We start from the raw sequence: 18,173 nt of genomic DNA on the forward strand, positions 1-18,173 counted from the left end.
TGATGGGCGCGCGGTCAGGGCGTGTCCGATGGCGGGATCGGGTCCGCGGCGCGCACGCGCTGACCGCCGCCGAGCGCCACGTAGAGCGCGACGTCGTTCTGCAGGACCGTGGATCGGAGATCGATCAGCTGCTGCTGCGCCGCGAACAGGCTGCGCTCGGCATCGAGCACCTGGAGATAGATCGACAGGCCCTGGTCGTACCGCTGCCGCGCCGTCCGGGCGAGCCGCTGTTGCGTGGCGACGGTTTGCTCGACCGCCGCGATCTGCTGCGCAAGCGCCTGCCGGCCGACCAGCGCGTCGGCGACCTCGCGGAACGCCTGCTGGATCGCCCGCTGATAGGCCGCGGCGAGTTCATCGGCCTGAGCCTTGCTCACCCGGAGCTGCGCGCGCCGCCGCCCCCAGTCGAAGATCGGCAGCGACAGGTTCGCGCCGTAGGACCAGGTGCGGGTGTTCGCCTTGAACAGGTCACCGACTTCAGGCGCGACATAGCCGAACTGGCCCGTCAGGGAAATCGTCGGGAAGAAGGCGGCGCGTGCGGCCCCGATGTTCGCATTGGCGGCGAGCAGCTGGTACTCGGCCTCGAGGATGTCGGGGCGGTTCAGCAGCAGAGCGGAAGGCAGCCCCGCGTCGAGACGGGCAAACTGGCGGCTGTCGGCAAGCGGCCTCGCGGCCGGCAGGGTGCCGGCAACCGGGCCACCGACCAGGACATCGAGGAGGTTGCGGGCCTGTCCGGTCTGCTGTTGCAGGGCGGCGAGGTCGGCGCGCGCCTGTGTCGCCAGCAGAACGGTCTGGTCGTAATCCACCGTGGACGTGACGCCAGCGTCCAGCCGGCGGCGCGCGATCGTCACGCCTTCCTCGCGACCGGCGAGCGTACGCTCCGCCAGCGCGATCCGTTCCTCGCCCGACAGGATCGTGTAATAAGCGGCCGCGACCTGCGAGATGAGCGACAGCCGGTAGGCGCGCGCGCCCTGCACCGTGCCCAGATACTGCGCCCGCGCCACTTCGGACAGGTTTCGCACCCGACCCCACAGGTCGAGTTCGAAGCTGGCCACCGCGACATTCGTCGTCCAGTTCTCCAGCGTGACCGCAGCGGACTCGGAGCCCAGCCCGCCCGGCAAGGGGATCGCCCCCAGCGGCTGGCGCGACTTGGTATAACCGCCGTTGATGTCGAGCTGGGGCAGGCGCGCCGATGCTTCGATCCGGTATTGCGCCCGCGCCTGCGCCACCCGCGCGAGCGATTGCGCAAGATCGCGGTTGTTGGTGAGCGCGGCATCGATCAGCGCGCGCAGCCGCGGATCGCCGAAGAACTCGCTCCAGCCCAGGTCGGTGGCCAGCCGCGTTTCCGCAGCAGCGGGCGACGCGGCGGGCGCGGCGCCGGCGAAGCGGTCGGACACCGGCGCGATCGGCTGGCGATACTGGGGCGCGAGATTACACCCCGCGAGAACCAGCGGCGCGAAGAGAGCGGCCTTACGCATGGGAGATCTCCCCCTTGCTCGCGCGGTCCGGCCGCGCGGGCGGCGCGTCCTCCTCGTCCTCGTGATGATGCGGGCGGCTGAGCCAGCGCCGCGCCGCGATGTAGAAGACCGGCGTGAAGAAGATGCCCAGCAGCGTGGCGATGATCATGCCGCCCATCACGCCGGTGCCGACGGCCTGGCGGCTCGCCGCGCCCGCGCCCGAGGCGATGACCAGCGGCACCATGCCGAGGATGAAGGCCAGGCTGGTCATCAGGATCGGGCGAAGCCGCTGGCGCGAGGCCTCCACGGTCGCGTCGTGGGTCGATCTGTCGCCGGACTCGTCCTCAATTGCGAATTCGACGATCAGGATCGCGTTCTTCGCGGCCAGGCCGATGATCGTGATCAGGCCGACATTGAAATAGACGTCCGCCGCCATGCCGCGCAGCATCGTGAACAGCACCGCCCCCAGCACACCGAACGGCACGACCAGCAGCACCGACAGCGGGATCGCCCAGCTGTTGTAGAGCGCGGCGAGCAGCAGGAACACGACCACCATCGACAGGCCGAGCAGCATGCCGATCTGGCCGCCGGCCTGCTTCTCCTCATAGGCGGTGCCGGTCCATTCGAAGGCGACGTCCCCGGCCAACGCTTCGCCGGCGATCCGCTCCATCGTCTCCAGCGCGGCGCCCGACGAGCGGCCGGGCGCGGCCTGGCCCGAGATCGTCAGCGAGGGATAGCCGTTGTAGCGCTCGAGCTGCACCGGCGCGGTGCGCCACGACACCTTCGCAAAGGCCGAGAACGGCACCAGATTGCCCGTGCGCGCCGCCTGCCGCTGCTGTTGTTCCTGATCCTGCTGCGGCTGCTGCTGCGCCTGAGATGCGCTGACCGGCACCCTGAGCGCCAGCACGTCCGCCGGCGTCATGCGCCGGCTGGCATCGGCCTGGAGATAGACGCGCAGGACGTTCCCATCGAGGCTGAAGTCGTTGACATAGGCCGAGCCGAAATTGGTCGCGAGCGTGGCGTTGACGTCGGCGATCTGCAGCCCGAGCGATCGCGCCTGCACGCGATCGATGTCGACATAGAGTTCGGGGGCGTCGCCCTGCCCGTCCGGCCGCACGCCCGAGAGGCTGGGGTCCTTCATCGCCTTAGCGAGCATGGCGTTCCGGGCGGCAAGCAGCCCCTCGCGATCGACGCCGCTGCGGTCCTCGATCTTCATCGAAAAGCCGGTGGCGTTGCCGAGCGCCTGGATCGGCGGCGGATTGAGCGCGAAGATCGTGGCCGCGGGATTGCCCATCACCGCCCCCATCGTCTTGCCGATCACCGACTCCACCCGGTCCGCGGCCTCCTTGCGATCGGCCCAGGGATGCAGGTCGACGAACGACAGCGCCGCCGTCTGCCCCTGGCCGAAGAAGTTGTAGCCCATCAGCGTCATCACGTTGCGCACCTGGGGCTGCTTGCGCAGGAAGGCTTCGGTCTTGAGCACCTCGGCCTCGGTGCGCTGCATGGTGGCGCCGGGCGGTGCATCGTAATTGACCAGGAAATAGCCCTGGTCCTCGGTCGGCAGGAAGCCGCCGGGCAGCCGGGTGAACAGCAGCACGGTCACGCCGCAGACGACGAGGAAGACGGCGAGCCAGCGGACCGGCGCCGCCGTCATCCGCCCGACGGCGTTGGCATAGCCCTCGGTGGCGCGGCCGAAGCGGTCGTTGAACCAGTCGAAGAAGCGGCGCGGCCAGCCGAGCGGCCCACGCCGTGGCGGCGCCTTCTCCCGCGGCTCGTCACCGGGATGCGCGTGCGGCTTCAGCAGCGAAGCGCACAGCGCCGGCGTCAGCGTCAGCGCCAGCACCGCCGAGAAGAAGATCGACACCGCGAGCGTGACCGAGAACTGGCGATAGATGCCGCCGGTCGAACCGGGAAAGAAGGCCATCGGGATGAACACCGCGATGAGCACCAGCGTGATGCCGATGATCGCGCCGCGGATCTGCCCCATCGCCTTGATCGTCGCACGGCGGGGACTGAGCCCCTCATCGGCCATGATGCGCTCGACATTCTCCACGACGACGATGGCGTCGTCGACCAGGATGCCGATCGCCACCACCATGCCGAACAGCGACAGCGTGTTGATGGTGAAGCCGAACAGATAAAGGCCGAGGCATGCGCCGGCGAGCGCGATCGGCACCACCACCGCGGGGATCAGCGTCGCGCGCCAGTTCTGCAGGAACAGGAACATGACGACGAACACCAGCACCATCGCCTCGACCAGCGTGTGGATGACGCTGTCGATCGACGCGTTGATGAAGGGCGTGGTGTCGAACGGAACCGACCATGTCAGGTCGGCGGGGAAGTTGCGCTGCAGTTCGCCGAGCCGCGCGCGCACCGCCTCCGCCGTCGCGACGGCGTTGGCGCCGGTCGCCAGCTGCACGCCCATGCCGGCGATCTCGCGACCGTTCACCTTTGCGCGCAGCGCATAGCTGTCGGCGCCAAGCTCGACGCGGGCGACGTCGCGCACCCGGACGGTCGAGCCGTCCGTATTGGCACGCACGATGATGTTCTCGAACTGCTCGGGACTGCTGAAGCGGTTCTGAGTCACGATCTTGGCGGCGAACTCGGTCTCGCGCGTGATCGGCTGCTCGCCCAGGCCGCCGCCGGCGGTCTGGCTGTTCTGTTCGGAGATGGCGTTCAGCACCGCGGTCGGCGAGAGGCCGAAGCCGGCGAGCTTCTCGGGATCGAGCCAGATCCGCATCGCATATTGCGATCCGAACAGCTGCACGTCGCCGACACCGGGCACGCGGCGCAGCTCGTTGACGACGTTGTTCGACGCGTAGTTGCCGATCTCGAGCGGCGTGAGCTGCCCGTTCTTCGACGACAGCGCCAGCAGCATCACGAACCCGGCCGAGTTGTCGCGGATGTCGATGCCCAGCCGTCGCACCTGCTCGGGTAGCCGGATTTCCGCGCGCCGCAGCCGGTCCTGCACCTGGGTGCGCGCGATATCGATGTTGGTCCCGGACTCGAAGGTCAGCACCACCTGGCCGGTGCCGTTCGAACGGCTGGTCGAGGCCATGTACAGGAAGCCGTCGATGCCGTTCATTTCGCGCTCGATCACCGAGGTGACGCCGCTGTCGAGCGTGGAGGCATCCGCGCCGGTGTAATTGTAGCTGAGCGTCAGCGACGGTGGCGCGACCGATGGATATTGCTCGATCGGCAAGGAGACCAGCGCCAGCACGCCGGCAAGCGCGATGAACGCCGCGATGACCCAGCCGAAGACCGGCTTGTTGACGAAGAAGCTGTCCACGGGTCAGCTCCGCGGCGCGGTCGGCTGGCCGCCGGCGGGCGTCGCCGCCGATCGTGGGGCGATCTTCACCTGCTGCCCGGGACGCGCCTTCTGCCAGCCGTTGACGATCACGCGCTCGCCGTTCTTCAATCCGGATGGCACGATCCAGCGATTGCCGACCTCGGCGCCGAGCTTGACCGGACGCGCGACGACGACATTCTGGGCATTCACCGTCATGACGCTGGCCTGCGCGCCCTTGAACTGGATCGCGCGTGCGGGGACGGTCACACCGTCCCGCAGCATTCCTGCCCGGATGCGCCCGCGGACGAACTGCCCGGGCTGCAATAGTCGCTGCGGATTGGCGAAGACGGCGCGGATCGTACGCGTCCCGGTCTGGGCATCCACCGTCGGCGCGGTGAAGTCGATCTTGCCTTCGACGGGATATTCCTGGCCGTTGTCCAGAACCAGTGCCACGCGCACCTCGCCGGACGATCGCAGCTGCAGGCTGCCCGAGCGCTGCTGTGCGATGGCGTCGAGGATCGCCGTGTTCGACTGCGAGAAGACGGCATAGATCGGCGTTGCCTCATCCACGCGCGTGAGCAGCGTCGCCTGCCCCCCGCTGACCAGCGCGCCTTCCGTGACTTCCGCGATGCCGACGCGGCCCGAGATCGGCGCGCGAACGGTCGTGTATTCGAGATCGAGCCTGCGCTGCGCCAGTTGTGCGCGCGCTTCGGCAACCTGCGCTTCGGCTTGCCGCAGGTCGGACACGGCGGCGTCGTTCTCCTGCCCGCTCACCGAGCGGTCGCGCACCAGCGGCGCGTAGCGCGAGACCACCGACGCGGCATTGGTGCGCGCCGCCTGCGCGCGGCGGAGAACGGCCAGCGCCTGCTCGACCTGCGCACGATAGGCGCGCGGATCGATCTGGAACAGCGGCTGGCCCGCACGTACGTCGCTTCCTTCCTGGAACAACCTGCGCTGGACGATGCCGTCGACGCGCGCCCGCACTTCGGCAGTCCGGACCGACTGGATGCGACCCGGCAGTTCCAGGAGGTTCGGCACGTCCTGGCTGCGAACCGTCTCGACCTCCACGACCGGCGCGGGCGCCGCGGCAGGCTTCTTCGCCTGTCGCTCCCCGCAGCCAGCAAGCACACCGCAGATGGCAAACATGCCGATTAGCCGCATCCGGTGTCTCACTCTCGTTGATGGTCGGCGCTGCAACTAGACTGCCGCGTGGATTAACGCAACTCACCGGTAGCGTTTCTTTACAAATCAGGCGACCGACACCGTCAGCCGGTCGTTGGTGAGCTCGCTCAGGTGGAAGAGCAGATCGCTGACGATGCTCGCCTGGGAGCGCTGTTCGCTGGCATGCATGCGGACGCGAAAGGTCCATGCGGCATCGCCGATCTGCTCGAGGTAGAAATGGGGCGGCGGATCGCGTCGCACCGCGTCGCACCCGGCAATCCGGTTCTGCAGCAGCTCCTTTGCGGAATGCGCGGAGTCGCACCCGGCAATCTTGATCGTGAGGTCGAAGCTGGAACGGTCGGTCGCGTCCGACTTGTTCATGACGGTCGAGGAAATGAACTGGGAGTTCGGAATGATCGCGATAGAGCCGTCGTCCGCCACGACTTCCGTGGCGCGGACGCGCATCTTGCGCACCCGTCCCTCGGCACCGCCCACCGAAACCCAATCGCCGATCTTGATCGGCCGCTCGAACAGCAGGATCACGCCCGACACGAAGTTCTGGATGATCGCCTGCAAGCCGAAGCCGATGCCGACGGTCAGCGCGCTGGCGATAAGGGTGATCTTGTCGAGCTGAAGTCCGAGCGTCGCGGACGTCGCCAGCAGCGCGACGATGATCCCGACATAGCTGAATCCGGTGACGATCGAGTTCCGGGCGCCGGCGTCGAGGCTGGTGGACGGCAGAAAGCGACGCTCCATCCAGCCACGCACCATGCGCGTTGCCACGATGCCGCCAACAAGGATCGCCACCGCGATGAAGATCGCGCGAGGCGACAGGTTCACCGCGCCCAGCGACGCCAGCATCGGCCTCAGGCGCACCTGATTGGCGACGCTGCCGCCGTCCCCGTGCAGGGGCGCAAGCACCAGCACCAGCGCCATCAGCCAGATCGCGACGCTGAAGAAGGCGCTGACGAGAAGCGCACTCTGCTCGACCCGCGATTGCCCGACTCCCACGACGCCCGTGGCGAATTTCGCGGCGCGATGCTCCGCCTTCAGCAAGCTGGACACCAGCGAATCCAGGAAGCGCGTCGCCAGCCACGCGATGCTGAGCACGAGCAGTGCCCACATCATCTCCTGCAACACCGTCATCGCGAAGCGGACATGGCCCAGCGGCAATGCGGCGATCGCCACCACCAGCGCGATCCAGGCGACCGCCGTCGCGCCGAAGATCGCCGGAACCGCAGACGGCTGCCCCTCCGCCGCGGTTGCGACCTGTCGCTCGCGGGCGCGGCCGGCATGGATGAGGAAGCGTGCGATCAGCAGGGCTTCCGCACAGGCCAGAATGCCCTGCACGAGCCCCCAGGTGCGGGGCGACGCATGCAGAACAGGCGAGGCCTGATCGAAAAAGGCAGCCAGCCCCAGCATCAACCCCGCGGCGAACGGATACATGCCGATGGTCCTGCCCAGTCCGGAGGGTAGCTCCATCGGCCGCAGATGCTTTGCGTCCGGAGAGCGCAACGCACGGCCGACGCCGAGCCCCACGCCCGTCAGGATGAATCCGGCGACGACGACCGGAAGCAGCGACCGCACCTCCGGAAGCAGTTGCAGGCTGCTCTCCAGACCGGCGGATACGAGCAGGCCACCGGCAACAAAGCAGGCGGCCGTGACGATAACGGTCCCAAGCGCCTTGCCATAGCGCACGAGATCCGTGGCATGGTCCTTTGCGGTGAGATGGCGCGTCAGGCGAAACAACAACCATTGCCGCAAGGGCCACATGACCAGAGCCGCCATTCCGAGCGCGGCCAGCAGCAGGACGGCACCGCGGTCCGCGCGGAACGGCTGGTCCAACTGGCGGAAGATCAAGGACAGGCCGGCATGGGCGTCTCGCCAAAGGTCCGCCGCAAGACCGTGGCCCTCCGGGTTGCCGGCGCGAATGGCGGCACTACCGGCTGAGGGAACAGCGGCAAGCAGGACGAGCAAAACGCTGCTTCCGAATCCAAGCGTTCGAGAGCAGGTTCCCTGATCGGTTCCGGGTCGGCGCGTGAACACGGTGTCAGCCTCGCTTCGATCAACACGATTGCGCTAACGCAACTAGACCGTTGCGTTTAACAAGTTACGGGTTAAGTGGAAGAGGAGATTTCGGAAAGAGCACGTGCCCTCGGGGGCCCGCCGCTGTCCGCGGAGAAGACCTGATGACCGATGGTGCCTTGGGGGATCTGGGCGCGCTTCTCGCCGATCTCTACGGGGGCGAGACATTGCGGCCGCTGCCACCCATGTGGTCTCGCCTGCTGCGAACCCTCGATCGACTGCCCGACGCCGAACGCGAGCTCGCATCCAGGCTCGTGGCGTTGACACCGCGCCTGCGCTCCCTTGCGCGGTCGCTGGCTGGCGACGCCGTGGCAGCCGAGGACCTGGTACAGGACACCCTCCTGCGCGCCTGGCGGGCGCAACACCTGTTCGATCCGGCAACCAGCCTTGCCGCCTGGTGCTTCACCATCCTGCGAAACGTGCATCGCACCAGCCTGCGACGCCGGCGCTGGACCGGGGAGTGGAGCGAGCGAGTGGAAAGCATGCTGGAGAGCGGAGAGAGCCAGTCCGCATCGGTCGAATTGCAGCAGATCCTCGCGCTCGTCGAAAATCTGCCAGCGGATCAGCGGACCGCGTTGCAGCTCGTTGTGTTCGACCATCTGTCTTACGAAGCCGCCGCGGAGCACGTGGGCGTGGCTCTCGGAACGTTGAAAAGCCGGGTGGCACGGGCGCGGCGAGCGCTGTCTTTGATGGTCAACACGGAAGCGCAGAATGCAACACCACCCTCCGAACCGGGGCAGCCCGCCCGCCCCGTGAAGGCGCGGGAGCCTTCGCCTGCAGAGCCGACCTTTGCGGTTTCTTCCGCGAGGCAGCGTCTGCGAGAGGCAAAAGCCGCGGGCACGACATTCCTGATCGGCTAGGGAGGCCTTTGCTCCCCAATCGCCCGCTTCGTTCCGACGCACCGGCAAGGACACCCGCGCCGGCAAGTTCACCATTTGATGCCGCAGTGGCGTCCGATTATGGCGCAGTCATCATGAACCAGAAATCTCCATCGAGGTCTACCGGCCGTCCCAGCCGCGACCGCGCCGTCCTGATCGACGGGACGATCGTCAATGCCACTCTGGATGCCTTCATCGAACACGGCATCGAATTCAGCATGGACGGGGTCGCCCAGTCGGCCGGGATCAGCAAACAGGCGATTTATCGACGCTGGCCCAGCAAGATCGAGCTTCTGGCACATGCGATCGACGCCCATAGCGACTTTCAGCGACGGTTCCTGACTGCCGACCTGCCCACCGATCCGTTGGAGGCGCTTAGAGAGTTCCTGTGGCGGCGGTTCGACATCGACGAAAGCAAGAAGAACCGCCTGAACATCTTTCTCCAGGCAGCAGCGTTGCGGAATGAGGAGCTTCGTGCCCGCCTGATCCAATGGCGGGGTTTCTCGATCGCCATGATCCACGAGCGGATCGAGCAAGTCATGCTTGCCCGACCGACGGCCGATTGCGACACCAGGGCACTTGCCGAACTGATCTCGGAAATGCTGGTAGCGGCGAGCACTTCCCGAGCTTGGCTGGGATCCGGCGAGGCATCGCGGAAGACGACCTTCGAACAGCGTTGGAAAGCCATCTGTACGTTATTGCAGGCGTGATTTTCTCGGCTGAACAGCTAGTCATTTCGTCAATCGACGTACATCTGCTTTTGACACCCTTGTCTCATCGGTCATTCACCCGGGCGCTGTCTATTCGTAGCTTTTTAGGACAGCCGAGCTGCATAACATCTCTGCTCGCAGCAGGCTTTTAGCGCTCGCCCGGAGTTCATGTGGTGCAGAAAACACATCTCGTCCGCTTCCCACCCGTGTTTCCAACGAATTTCTAACGGTACCCGGTGACCGCGAGGCCGTTTGCGACCAGCACGCCGCGGCCATCGGCGGGATTGCGGCGACGACAACTGAGCTTCGCCTTCTCCAGCCGGTCCAGCCAGTTGGTCATGCTGCCGGAGGAGGTCATCGCGGCGTCGTAGAGGGTCGGTCGGCGTCAGTGCGTAGACGGAGGTCTGAGCAGACCCGGAACCGGTCATTGACGCGCGCGCCTTCTTGCTGCCCGAAACCTGCCGCTTGTTCATGTGAGGGGAATTGATCGCTTAAGTGCCCCCTACATCGACATATGCTCGCTTCACCGTTCCCGCAGGATCGGGTAGGTCAAGGTGAACGGCGCCTGGCCGGCCGCCTGGGCGGTGATCCAGGCAAGCCGCGCGTCCGGATCGGCAGCGAAGCTCGGTTCCGCCGACAGTTTTGCCTCGAACGCCTGGCGCAGCGCCGCATCCCGCGCCAGCATCGCTTCTGCCAGCGGTGCACGGACAAAGGCTTCGCTGCCGGGCGGGGACGACAGCATTTCCGGGAAGAAGCCCCAGGCAAGGAAAGAGTCCGGCGCCTCGGGCTCCAGCAGCGCAGCAGCCAGCAGCCCGAGCGGCTGATCGGCCGGTACCCGGATCGTGCCGGCCGGCAGGGTTTCGCGCACCTCCCCGTGCGTGATGGTGGCACGGAGCGGGTAACGTCCGTCCTGTGCGCGCTGCACCACCGCATCCTGCAGACGGGCGCGATCCAGCGTCAGCGTACGAGGCGCGTCGATCGTCTTGAAGCGGATGCCGTGCAGCCGCAGCCGGTCGATCACCTCCCCCTGCTCCTGCGGCACCCACCAGGCCTTCGGCAATGTCACCGTCTCCACCGGCTCCTGCCCGATGATCGGCATGCGAAAGGCAATCGGTCGCCCGGTCCAGCGCTGCTCCACCCGCCCGGATGCCGGCGAGCGATAGGTATCGAACGCCACGCCCTTGAAGCCGTCGATCCAGCCGATGGGCTTGGATGCGGGCTTCCACCGGGCGAGCATCGTCGCGGGGCGCCTCGCACGATCGGTCGCCTTCGCACGGGCAATGCGAACGCGATCCTCGGCCGCCAGCTTCAGCGCCGCTTCCAGCAGCACGCGGGTGCCCAGCACCCGCTGGCGGTACGGCTTGAGCATGTGGTTCTCGACCAGCACGGTGGGCACGCCGATGAAGTCGCCGTACCCGGTCGAATAGCGCGGACCTTCCGGCGCCTGGCGGATGCCCTTTTCGGGCGCGCGGGTGTCGATGGGGCTGGGATAGATCGTCGGCACATGCCCTGCCCGCTCCAGCGCGGCCGTCACCTGCGGCGTGAAGCGCGCCATCAGCCAGTCTGCCGTGGCACGGTGATAGGCGTAGCGGCCCCAGCCGGCATAGGTGAAGGTGATGTCATATTGCATGTCGAAGCCGTCGGAGACGTGGCAGTCGACATACAGGATCGGATCGAGCCGCCGCAGCAGCGCGATGGTGGCGCGTGTCTCCGGCGCGTCCGCCTTGGCGTAATCGCGGTTCAGGTTGATGTTGCGCGCGTTGGCGACGAAGCCCTTTTCCAGCGGACCGCGCAGCGCGGGGAAGTTCCAGCGGCTCATCCGCTCGTGCCCGTCGATGTTGTAGATCGGCACGAACACCAGATCGACCCGGTCGAGCAGATCGTCCCGACCCTTGGTGGCGATGTCGCGCAGCAGCATCAGCCCGGCGTCCTTGCCGTCGATCTCGCCCGAATGGATGCCGGCCTGCACCAGCACGGCGGGCTTGCCCGCCGCGCCCTTATGCGCGCGCACCATCAGCAGGTCGCGCCCCTCCCCCGTGCGCCCGAACGTCTCCACCGTCACCAGCGGCGACGCGGCAGCAAGCCGTTCGAGCCAGGCGCGCACCTCCGCGTAGCGCGGCGTGGTGGCGAAATTCGCGCGCTCGGCGGGCGTGATCCATGGATCGTCCTCCGCCGCGATCAGGCGCTCGCTCGCCCCCGACCAGGGCAAGGCAGGCGGCAGGACGGACTGGGGCAGATCGTCCTGCGCCAGCACGGGCGACGAGGAAAGAAGGGCGAGCGCCGACAGCGCGAAAAGCGGAAACTGCATCAGGTCCTCACGTCAAAAGCTGGCACGCAGGCCGATCGTGGCGGTGCGCGGTGCGCCGGGCTGCACCCAGACAGGCGAGTAGCTGTTGGCGTACCAATGCTCGTCGAACAGGTTGGTGACGGAGCCGAACAGCTCAACGCCATCGGTCACGTCGACCTGACCGAACACACGCGCCAGAATATGCGACGGCAGCTTGAAGTCGGTCCCCGTTTCTCCGTTGCGTTCACCGACATATTGCACGCCGGCTCCGATCGTCGCCTTGCGATCGCCAAAGGTGAGATGCTTCGCCGCCTGCAGGTTCAGATTATGGTCCGGGATGTTGATGAGCGGATCGCCCGGCTCGATCTGGAACGAGAAGTTCGGGTCCAGCACGCGCGAGCGCGCCTCCGCGTCGGTATAGGCATAGCTCAGCAGCACATCGACACCGCCCGGCAGGCGCCCGTTGACGTCGAGCTCCACGCCGCGGCTGCGCGCCTCGCCGATCGCGACGGAGAAGCCGGGGTTGAGCGTATCGGTCGCCAGCACGTTCGACTTGTCGAGCTGATATACCGTCAGCGTACCCGTCAGCCGCCCGCCGAGCGCGGAGAGCTTGATGCCCGCTTCGATCGACTTGCTCGTTTCCGGCTCGAACACGTTGCCGACCGCATCGGCACCGATATTGGCGCGATACCCCTCGCCATAGCCGGCGTAGAGCGAAAGCGGGTTGCTCAATTCGTAGACGATGCCGGCCTGCGGGCTGAAGCGGCTGCGCTTGCGACGGCCGAGCACGCTGGTGAGCCGGTTGTCGACGCGCAGGAGGAAATCGTCGTAACGACCGCCGATCCGCACCTGAAGCCGGTCGGTGAGGCTGATCTGGTCCTGGACATAGGCACCCATGGTGCGCTGCACGTCCAGTCTGTCCGTGATCGGCGCCGTCACCGGCACGGGCCAGCGACTATAAACCGGGTTCTGCAGATCCAGCACATAGCCCGCCTGATCGCTGGTGGTCGCCGTCACCACCGGACCACGGTAGCGCGTGAAGAACTGATCGGTATCGAAATAGTCGAAATCCCCGCCGATCAGCACGCGATGGCGCAGGGTGCCCGTCTCGAACTCACCCGAGAGCTCGGCGCGCACTACGCTGTGCTCCGACGTGTAGCGTCGCGTGCGGCGCTGACGGGACAGCGAGCGGCCGTCCACGAACAGCTTCTGCCGTGCGCGCGCAGTCTCGGCATCCGATGACGCGCCCGTCAGACGCGTATCCCGGTGGCTGGCGCCGACCAGCAGGCTCCAGCGGTCGCTGAAATCGTGCTGGAGGCGAAGCTGGTGCCCGGTGGCACGGGCGACGGTGTCGCCATCGCTCGGCTCGCCCAGGAAACGGTCGCGGGGCACGAGGCCGAAATCGCCGTTCAGCACCACGATCCCGCGATCGAACGGCACCTCCACGCGCGTCCACTCGAAATCATAGGTCAGGCGGGTGGAGCTCCCGATGCCGACACCGATCGACGGCAGGAACCCCCAGCGCTTCTGGTCGACATGGTCGCGGAAGGTGTCGCCGCTTTCCGCATAGCCGATCAATCGCGCGGTGAGGTTGCCGGTCAGGGCGATGTTGGCGTCGCCCTCCGCGCGCACCGTGTCGAAGCTGCGATACTGAAGCGAGGCGGTGCCGAAGCTGCGGCCGAGTTCCGCCTGTTTGGTGACGAGGTTGATCGACCCTCCCGGCTCGCCCCGGCCCAGCACGGCGGCGGCCGGCCCCTTCAGCACCTCGACCCGCTCGATCCCGGCGACATCGCGCTGCCCGCTGAAACCGCGCCCGGCGTTGAAGCCGTTGACCAGATACCCGCTCGGCAGGTTCTCGTCGCCGGCAAAGCCGCGCACGGCGAAACTGTCCCACAGCCCGCCCAGCGTGTTCTGCCGCACGACGGAGGCGTTCAGGTCCAGCGCATCGGTCAGGCGCAGGATGTTGTTCTGCTCGATCACCGCCTCGTCGATCGTCGCGATCGCCTGCGGAATTTCGTTGAGACGGAAGTTGCCGCGATAGGACTGGCGCACGCCGGTGACGAGGATGTCCTCGCCTTCCCGCTCCGCCTCCGCGACCTCCACGGTCTGGGCCGATGCCGGCGACGCCGCCATTGCGATGGCAACAGGCAAGGCACCGGTGACAAGCCGGGCGCGGCTGCAAAAACGCACGATGAAAATCCCCTTGTGAGGCCTCGAGAAAGCGCTCGTCATGGCCTTGTCCGGCGCCCATGCATGTGATGTTATACCGACGTCAAATGATATATTGTTACTCGCGCTGCAATGCGGCATGAGCCCCTGCGTTGACCAGAAAGCCGGAACGGAAGCGATGACCGACCCCATCCAGATCACGGACCTGACCCTATCCTACGGCGAGCATCGTGTTCTCGACGGTCTTTCGCTCACCGTGGCCGCGGGCAGCATCACCGCCTTGCTGGGCGGAAACGGCGCCGGGAAGTCGACCACGCTCTCGGCGCTGCTCGGCTTTGCCCGCGGCGATGCGGGAACTGTATCGGTGTGCGGGACCGATCCCGTCGCCGATCCGGACGGCGCGCGCCGACGCATCGCCTACCTGCCGGAAAACGTGGCGCTGTATGAGCATCTCTCCGCGGTGGAGAACGCCGATTATCTGCTGGCGCTTTCGGGCGAGCGACAAGGCCGTGCCGCGATCACCGATGCTCTGGCGGCCGCTGGCCTTCAGGACCGCGCCTGGGACCAGCGCCTCGGCGGCTTTTCGAAGGGCATGCGGCAGAAGGTCGCCATCGCGGTTGCGTTGCTGCGACAGGTGCCGGTGCTGCTCCTCGACGAGCCGACATCCGGCCTCGATCCCCGCGCGACCGCGGATTTCAACGCGCTGCTGGCGCAAGTCCGGGCGCGCGGCACGGCGGTGCTGATGGTCACGCACGATCTGCTGTCGGCGGCCGACATCGCCGACACCATCGCCTTTCTGGAAGCCGGTCGCGTGGCGTACGACATCGCGGCGAGCGGCCCCGAGCGGTTCGACGTGCGCGCGCTGCATGCCCGCTTCCAGGTGGATGCCGAACGGATTGCGGCATGACCGCCTCCCGCTCCACCATCACGCGCCTGATCGCGCTGGACGAGCTGCGGCTGATGCTGCGCAACCGCGTCGCGGTGATCGCGGTCGCGTTGCTGGTGCTGCTCACGCTGGTGGCGGTGGCGACCAGCTGGTCGCACCAGCGCGGCATCGCGGAGCTGCGCGCGCGCCATGCCCATGCCGCCGAAGCCGCGTTCGACGCGCAACCCGATCGCCACCCGCACCGCATGGTGCATTACGGACCTTCATCTTCCGTCCGCTGGGCCCCCTCGCCGCCTTCGATCCCGGGGTGGACGCGTTCACGGGCAGCAGCATGTTCCTGGAGGGACATCGCCAGAACACCGCCAATTTCGGCGACGTTCGCCAAAGCTCGCTGCTGGTTCGGTTCGGCCAGCTCACCCCCGCCTTCGTCCTGCAGGTGGTGGCGCCGTTGCTGCTGATCTTTCTCGGCTATGGCGCCCTAGCGCGGGAAACCGAGCGCGGGACCCTGCGCCTGTTGCTGCTGCAAGGCGCGACGCGCGGGCAGGTGGTGCGCGGCAAGCTCATGGCGCTGGGCACGGTGGCGGTGCTTGCCGCGGTGCCGGCGCTGATCGGCTTCGCCCTGATCGCCGGTCAGCCGGGCGCGCTCGCGCTGCCGATGCTGGTGATCGCCGCCGGCTACCTCGCCTATCTCGCGCTGTGGGCGGTGCTGATCCTCCTCGTCTCCATCCTCGTACGCCGCAGCCGGGACGCGTTGCTGGCGCTGATCGCGATCTGGGCGGTGGCCGTGGTGCTGCTGCCCCGCGTGGCCCCGGACGTGGCGAGCGCCAGCGTGCCGCTGCTCAACCGCATGCAGACCGATGTCGCGATCGCGCGCGACCTGCGCCGGATGGGCGACAGCCACAATCCCGACGACCTGCATTTCGCCGCCTTCAAGCAATCGGTGCTCGATCGCTACGGCGTGGCGAAGGTCGAGGATCTGCCGGTCAACTACAAGGGCGTGGTGGCGCTCGAGGGCGAGCGGATGACGTCCTCGCTGTTCAACCGTTATGCCGCGGACAGCTTTGCCGCGCAGGAGCGGCAGAACGGCGTGGTCGATGCCGTGGCGCTCGCAAGCCCCGCCATCGCGCTTCGCTCGATGTCCATGGCGGCGGCCGGCACCGATCTCGCCGGCCACCGCCGGTTCCTGGAGCAGGCGGAAGCCTTCCGCTACGTGCTGGTGCAGCGGCTCAACCGGCTCCAGGCGGAGGCGGTGAGCTACGCCGACGACTCGGCGGAGGATGCAGGAGCCGACCGTCGCAAGCGCATCGCGGCCGGCAACTGGCGAAGCGCCCCCGATTTCCATTTCACCGCACCGACCGGCGCGACGCTGGCGGGCCGGGCCTTGCCCGGGCTGGCGGTGGTGCTGGGCTGGCTGGTGCTCGCCGCAGCGCTGCTGGCGGTTGCCACGCGCAGACTGAAGGCACGCTGATGACCCTTTTCCTGCATGAGTTCCGGCTGCTGCTGCGCCAACGGCTGACCGTCCTCTCGCTCGCGCTGCTGGCGCTGCTGACCGCCGGATCGCTCGCGGCGGGAATGGCGGAAGTCGCACGGCAGCGCGCCGCCATTGCGGCGATCCCAGCGGCACAGGGGGAGGATATCGGCGCCGTCGTCGATTATGTTGATCGCACGAAGGATGCCGGAAGCGCTGCCTATTACAGCTTCCATCCGACCTGGGACGCCCCCGCGCCACTCGCCTTTGCGGCATTGGGGATGCGAGACGTGTCTCCCTACATTCTGCGCGTCCGCGCGCTGGGACTGGAAGCCCAGATCCATGACGGGGACACCTTCAACCCCGAGCTCGCCCTCCCCGGCCGGTTCGATTTCGCCTTCGTGCTGGTCTTCCTCGCGCCGCTGTTCGTAATCGCGCTGTTGCACGATCTGGTGTCGGGAGAGCGCGAAGCCGGTCGGGAGCGCACGCTGCAGGCGCTGCCGCACGGCGGCCGGGCGCTGTGGCGGCGGCGCACCCGCCTGCGGCTGGCGCTGCTCTGGGCGGCGCTGGCGCTGCCGTTTGCGGTCGCTGCAATCCTCCAAGGCGTCGGGCCTGTCACCATCCTGATCGTCCTCGCGCTCGTCTTCGCGTACCTGTTGTTCTGGGTGGCGGTGGCCATGCTGGTCGGGCGCCTGCGCTGGAGCTCCGTCGCCAACGCCGCCACGCTGGCGGCCGCATGGCTGGTGCTGGTGCTGGTCGTGCCGACCCTCGCCAACGTCCTCATCAACGCCAACCTGCCGGTGGGCCAGGGAGCCGAGATCGCGCTGGCGCAGCGCGAGGCGGTGAACGACGCGTGGGACGTGCCGCGCGAGAACACCATGCGCCGCTTCTACGCCAGCCAGCCCGAATGGGCGGACTCGCCGCCGCTCGGCCCCGAGTTCCACTACAAATGGTACCTCGCTTTCCATCAGAATGGCGACGAAAGCGTCGCGCCCAAGGTGCGCGCCTATCGAGAAGCCCTGCAGGCACGCGACACGGCCGGACGGGCGCTTGGGTGGGTGCTGCCGTCGGTCGGCGTGCAGGCGCTGCTGACCCGACTGGCGCACACAGATCTCGCGGCACAGCTTGCCTATCAGGACCGGGTCCGCGCCTATCATGCGCAGCTGCGGCAGTTCTACTATGGCTACCTGTTCCGCGACCGCCCCTTCACCCGCGCCGATTTCCGCCGTGCGCCACGTTTCGAGGATGCTCCCCTTGGCTGACAGCAACCGGGTTGTTCCAGGAGATGTTCTCCGATCGTGAGCGCATCGCGCATCATGCGGACGGACCGCGCCGCTTCGTGCCCGGCATAGACGCGGTGCATCGGATGACGGCAATCCCGCTTGCCGAGCACGCGCCCCCTGCTGTGCACGTGCTGGTGCTCGGCGCGCGCGGTGGACCCGCTGCACATCGGCATGGGGGACCATCAACGCCGAACAGCTCAGAGCAATCAGCCTGAAATTCCGGAACGCGCTCGCCCCACACGCCATCGGCGAGAAACCCGGCGAGGTCGCCTTCGGCTACGATAAGCGCATCGAATATGACGGGAACGGCGAGCGCGTTAAAGGTCTAACGCGCGACGCCCCCGAAGCGGTTGCTTCGGGGGCGTCGCAAATGAAGTTGGTTGCGGGGACAGGATTTGAACCTGTGACCTTCAGGTTATGAGCCTGACGAGCTACCGGGCTGCTCCACCCCGCGCCACCATCTGATCCGCTTGTTGTGACGCTTGTTGCGTGCAGGGACGGGT

At 67.3% G+C, this 18,173-nt stretch carries 11 protein-coding genes, 1 tRNA gene and 1 pseudogene; 5 read left to right on the plus strand and 8 right to left on the minus strand.

Annotated features, from left to right (window positions below; translation table 11 throughout):
- Positions 1-14: 14 nt before the first annotated feature.
- The 4 genes from DVW87_RS07055 to DVW87_RS07070 all read right to left on the minus strand — a co-directional run bounded on the left by DVW87_RS07055 (position 15) and on the right by DVW87_RS07070 (position 7,764).
- Positions 15-1,475 (minus strand): efflux transporter outer membrane subunit, encoded by a 1,461-nt coding sequence (locus tag DVW87_RS07055; protein ID WP_114686952.1) that lies wholly within the window; start codon positions 1,473-1,475, stop codon positions 15-17.
- A complete protein-coding gene (locus DVW87_RS07060) occupies positions 1,468-4,743 on the minus strand; it encodes a multidrug efflux RND transporter permease subunit (RefSeq protein ID WP_114686953.1) in 3,276 nt (1,091 codons plus the stop codon). The genes DVW87_RS07055 and DVW87_RS07060 overlap by 8 nt, the downstream gene beginning before the upstream one ends.
- Before the next feature lie 3 nt (positions 4,744-4,746).
- Positions 4,747-5,904, minus strand: coding sequence for an efflux RND transporter periplasmic adaptor subunit (locus DVW87_RS07065; protein WP_114686954.1), 1,158 nt, complete (start codon positions 5,902-5,904; stop codon positions 4,747-4,749).
- Positions 5,905-5,991: 87 nt separating this feature from the next.
- The gene (locus DVW87_RS07070; protein WP_114686955.1) at positions 5,992-7,764 is read right to left on the minus strand and encodes a mechanosensitive ion channel family protein; all 1,773 of its coding nucleotides are present in this window, start codon (positions 7,762-7,764) and stop codon (positions 5,992-5,994) included.
- Positions 7,765-8,093: 329 nt separating this feature from the next.
- On the opposite strand from DVW87_RS07070, the gene DVW87_RS07075 reads away from it, so the two are divergent.
- On the plus strand, positions 8,094-8,849 hold the full coding sequence (locus tag DVW87_RS07075; protein ID WP_114686956.1) for a sigma-70 family RNA polymerase sigma factor: 756 nt from the start codon (positions 8,094-8,096) through the stop codon (positions 8,847-8,849).
- A 113-nt stretch (positions 8,850-8,962) separates the two neighbouring features.
- Positions 8,963-9,577 carry a TetR/AcrR family transcriptional regulator gene (locus tag DVW87_RS07080; protein ID WP_147276229.1) on the plus strand — a complete coding sequence of 205 codons (615 nt, stop codon included), beginning with the start codon at positions 8,963-8,965 and terminating at the stop codon, positions 9,575-9,577.
- Positions 9,578-9,800: 223 nt separating this feature from the next.
- On the opposite strand, the gene DVW87_RS18480 is transcribed toward DVW87_RS07080, so the two are convergent.
- The 3 genes from DVW87_RS18480 to DVW87_RS07095 all read right to left on the minus strand — a co-directional run bounded on the left by DVW87_RS18480 (position 9,801) and on the right by DVW87_RS07095 (position 13,997).
- Entirely contained in the window at positions 9,801-9,935 is a 135-nt protein-coding gene (locus DVW87_RS18480) for a helix-turn-helix domain-containing protein (RefSeq protein WP_114686958.1), read from the minus strand.
- A gap of 165 nt (positions 9,936-10,100) precedes the next feature.
- Entirely contained in the window at positions 10,101-11,885 is a 1,785-nt protein-coding gene (locus DVW87_RS07090; protein ID WP_114686959.1) for a M14 family metallopeptidase, read from the minus strand.
- Between the two features lie 12 nt (positions 11,886-11,897).
- Entirely contained in the window at positions 11,898-13,997 is a 2,100-nt protein-coding gene (locus DVW87_RS07095) for a TonB-dependent siderophore receptor (protein ID WP_239017813.1), read from the minus strand.
- A 214-nt stretch (positions 13,998-14,211) separates the two neighbouring features.
- Here DVW87_RS07095 and DVW87_RS07100 point away from each other — a divergent pair, with 214 nt between their 5' ends.
- The 3 genes and pseudogenes from DVW87_RS07100 to DVW87_RS07110 all read left to right on the plus strand — a co-directional run bounded on the left by DVW87_RS07100 (position 14,212) and on the right by DVW87_RS07110 (position 17,649).
- Positions 14,212-14,940: an ABC transporter ATP-binding protein gene (locus DVW87_RS07100; protein ID WP_114686961.1), complete on the plus strand. Its 729-nt coding sequence runs from the start codon at positions 14,212-14,214 to the stop codon at positions 14,938-14,940.
- Positions 14,937-16,387, plus strand: a pseudogene (locus tag DVW87_RS07105) (ABC transporter permease). Before DVW87_RS07100 ends, DVW87_RS07105 begins: the two are co-directional and overlap by 4 nt.
- On the plus strand, positions 16,387-17,649 hold the full coding sequence (locus tag DVW87_RS07110) for a DUF3526 domain-containing protein (protein WP_114686962.1): 1,263 nt from the start codon (positions 16,387-16,389) through the stop codon (positions 17,647-17,649). The pseudogene DVW87_RS07105 and the gene DVW87_RS07110 overlap by 1 nt, the downstream one beginning before the upstream one ends.
- 398 nt (positions 17,650-18,047) lie before the next feature.
- Here the strand turns inward: DVW87_RS07110 and DVW87_RS07115 are convergent.
- Positions 18,048-18,124, minus strand: a tRNA-Met gene (locus DVW87_RS07115).
- Positions 18,125-18,173 lie beyond the last annotated feature (49 nt).

It is taken from the genome of Sphingomonas aracearum, assembly GCF_003345355.1.
Taxonomy (GTDB): domain Bacteria; phylum Pseudomonadota; class Alphaproteobacteria; order Sphingomonadales; family Sphingomonadaceae; genus Sphingomonas; species Sphingomonas aracearum.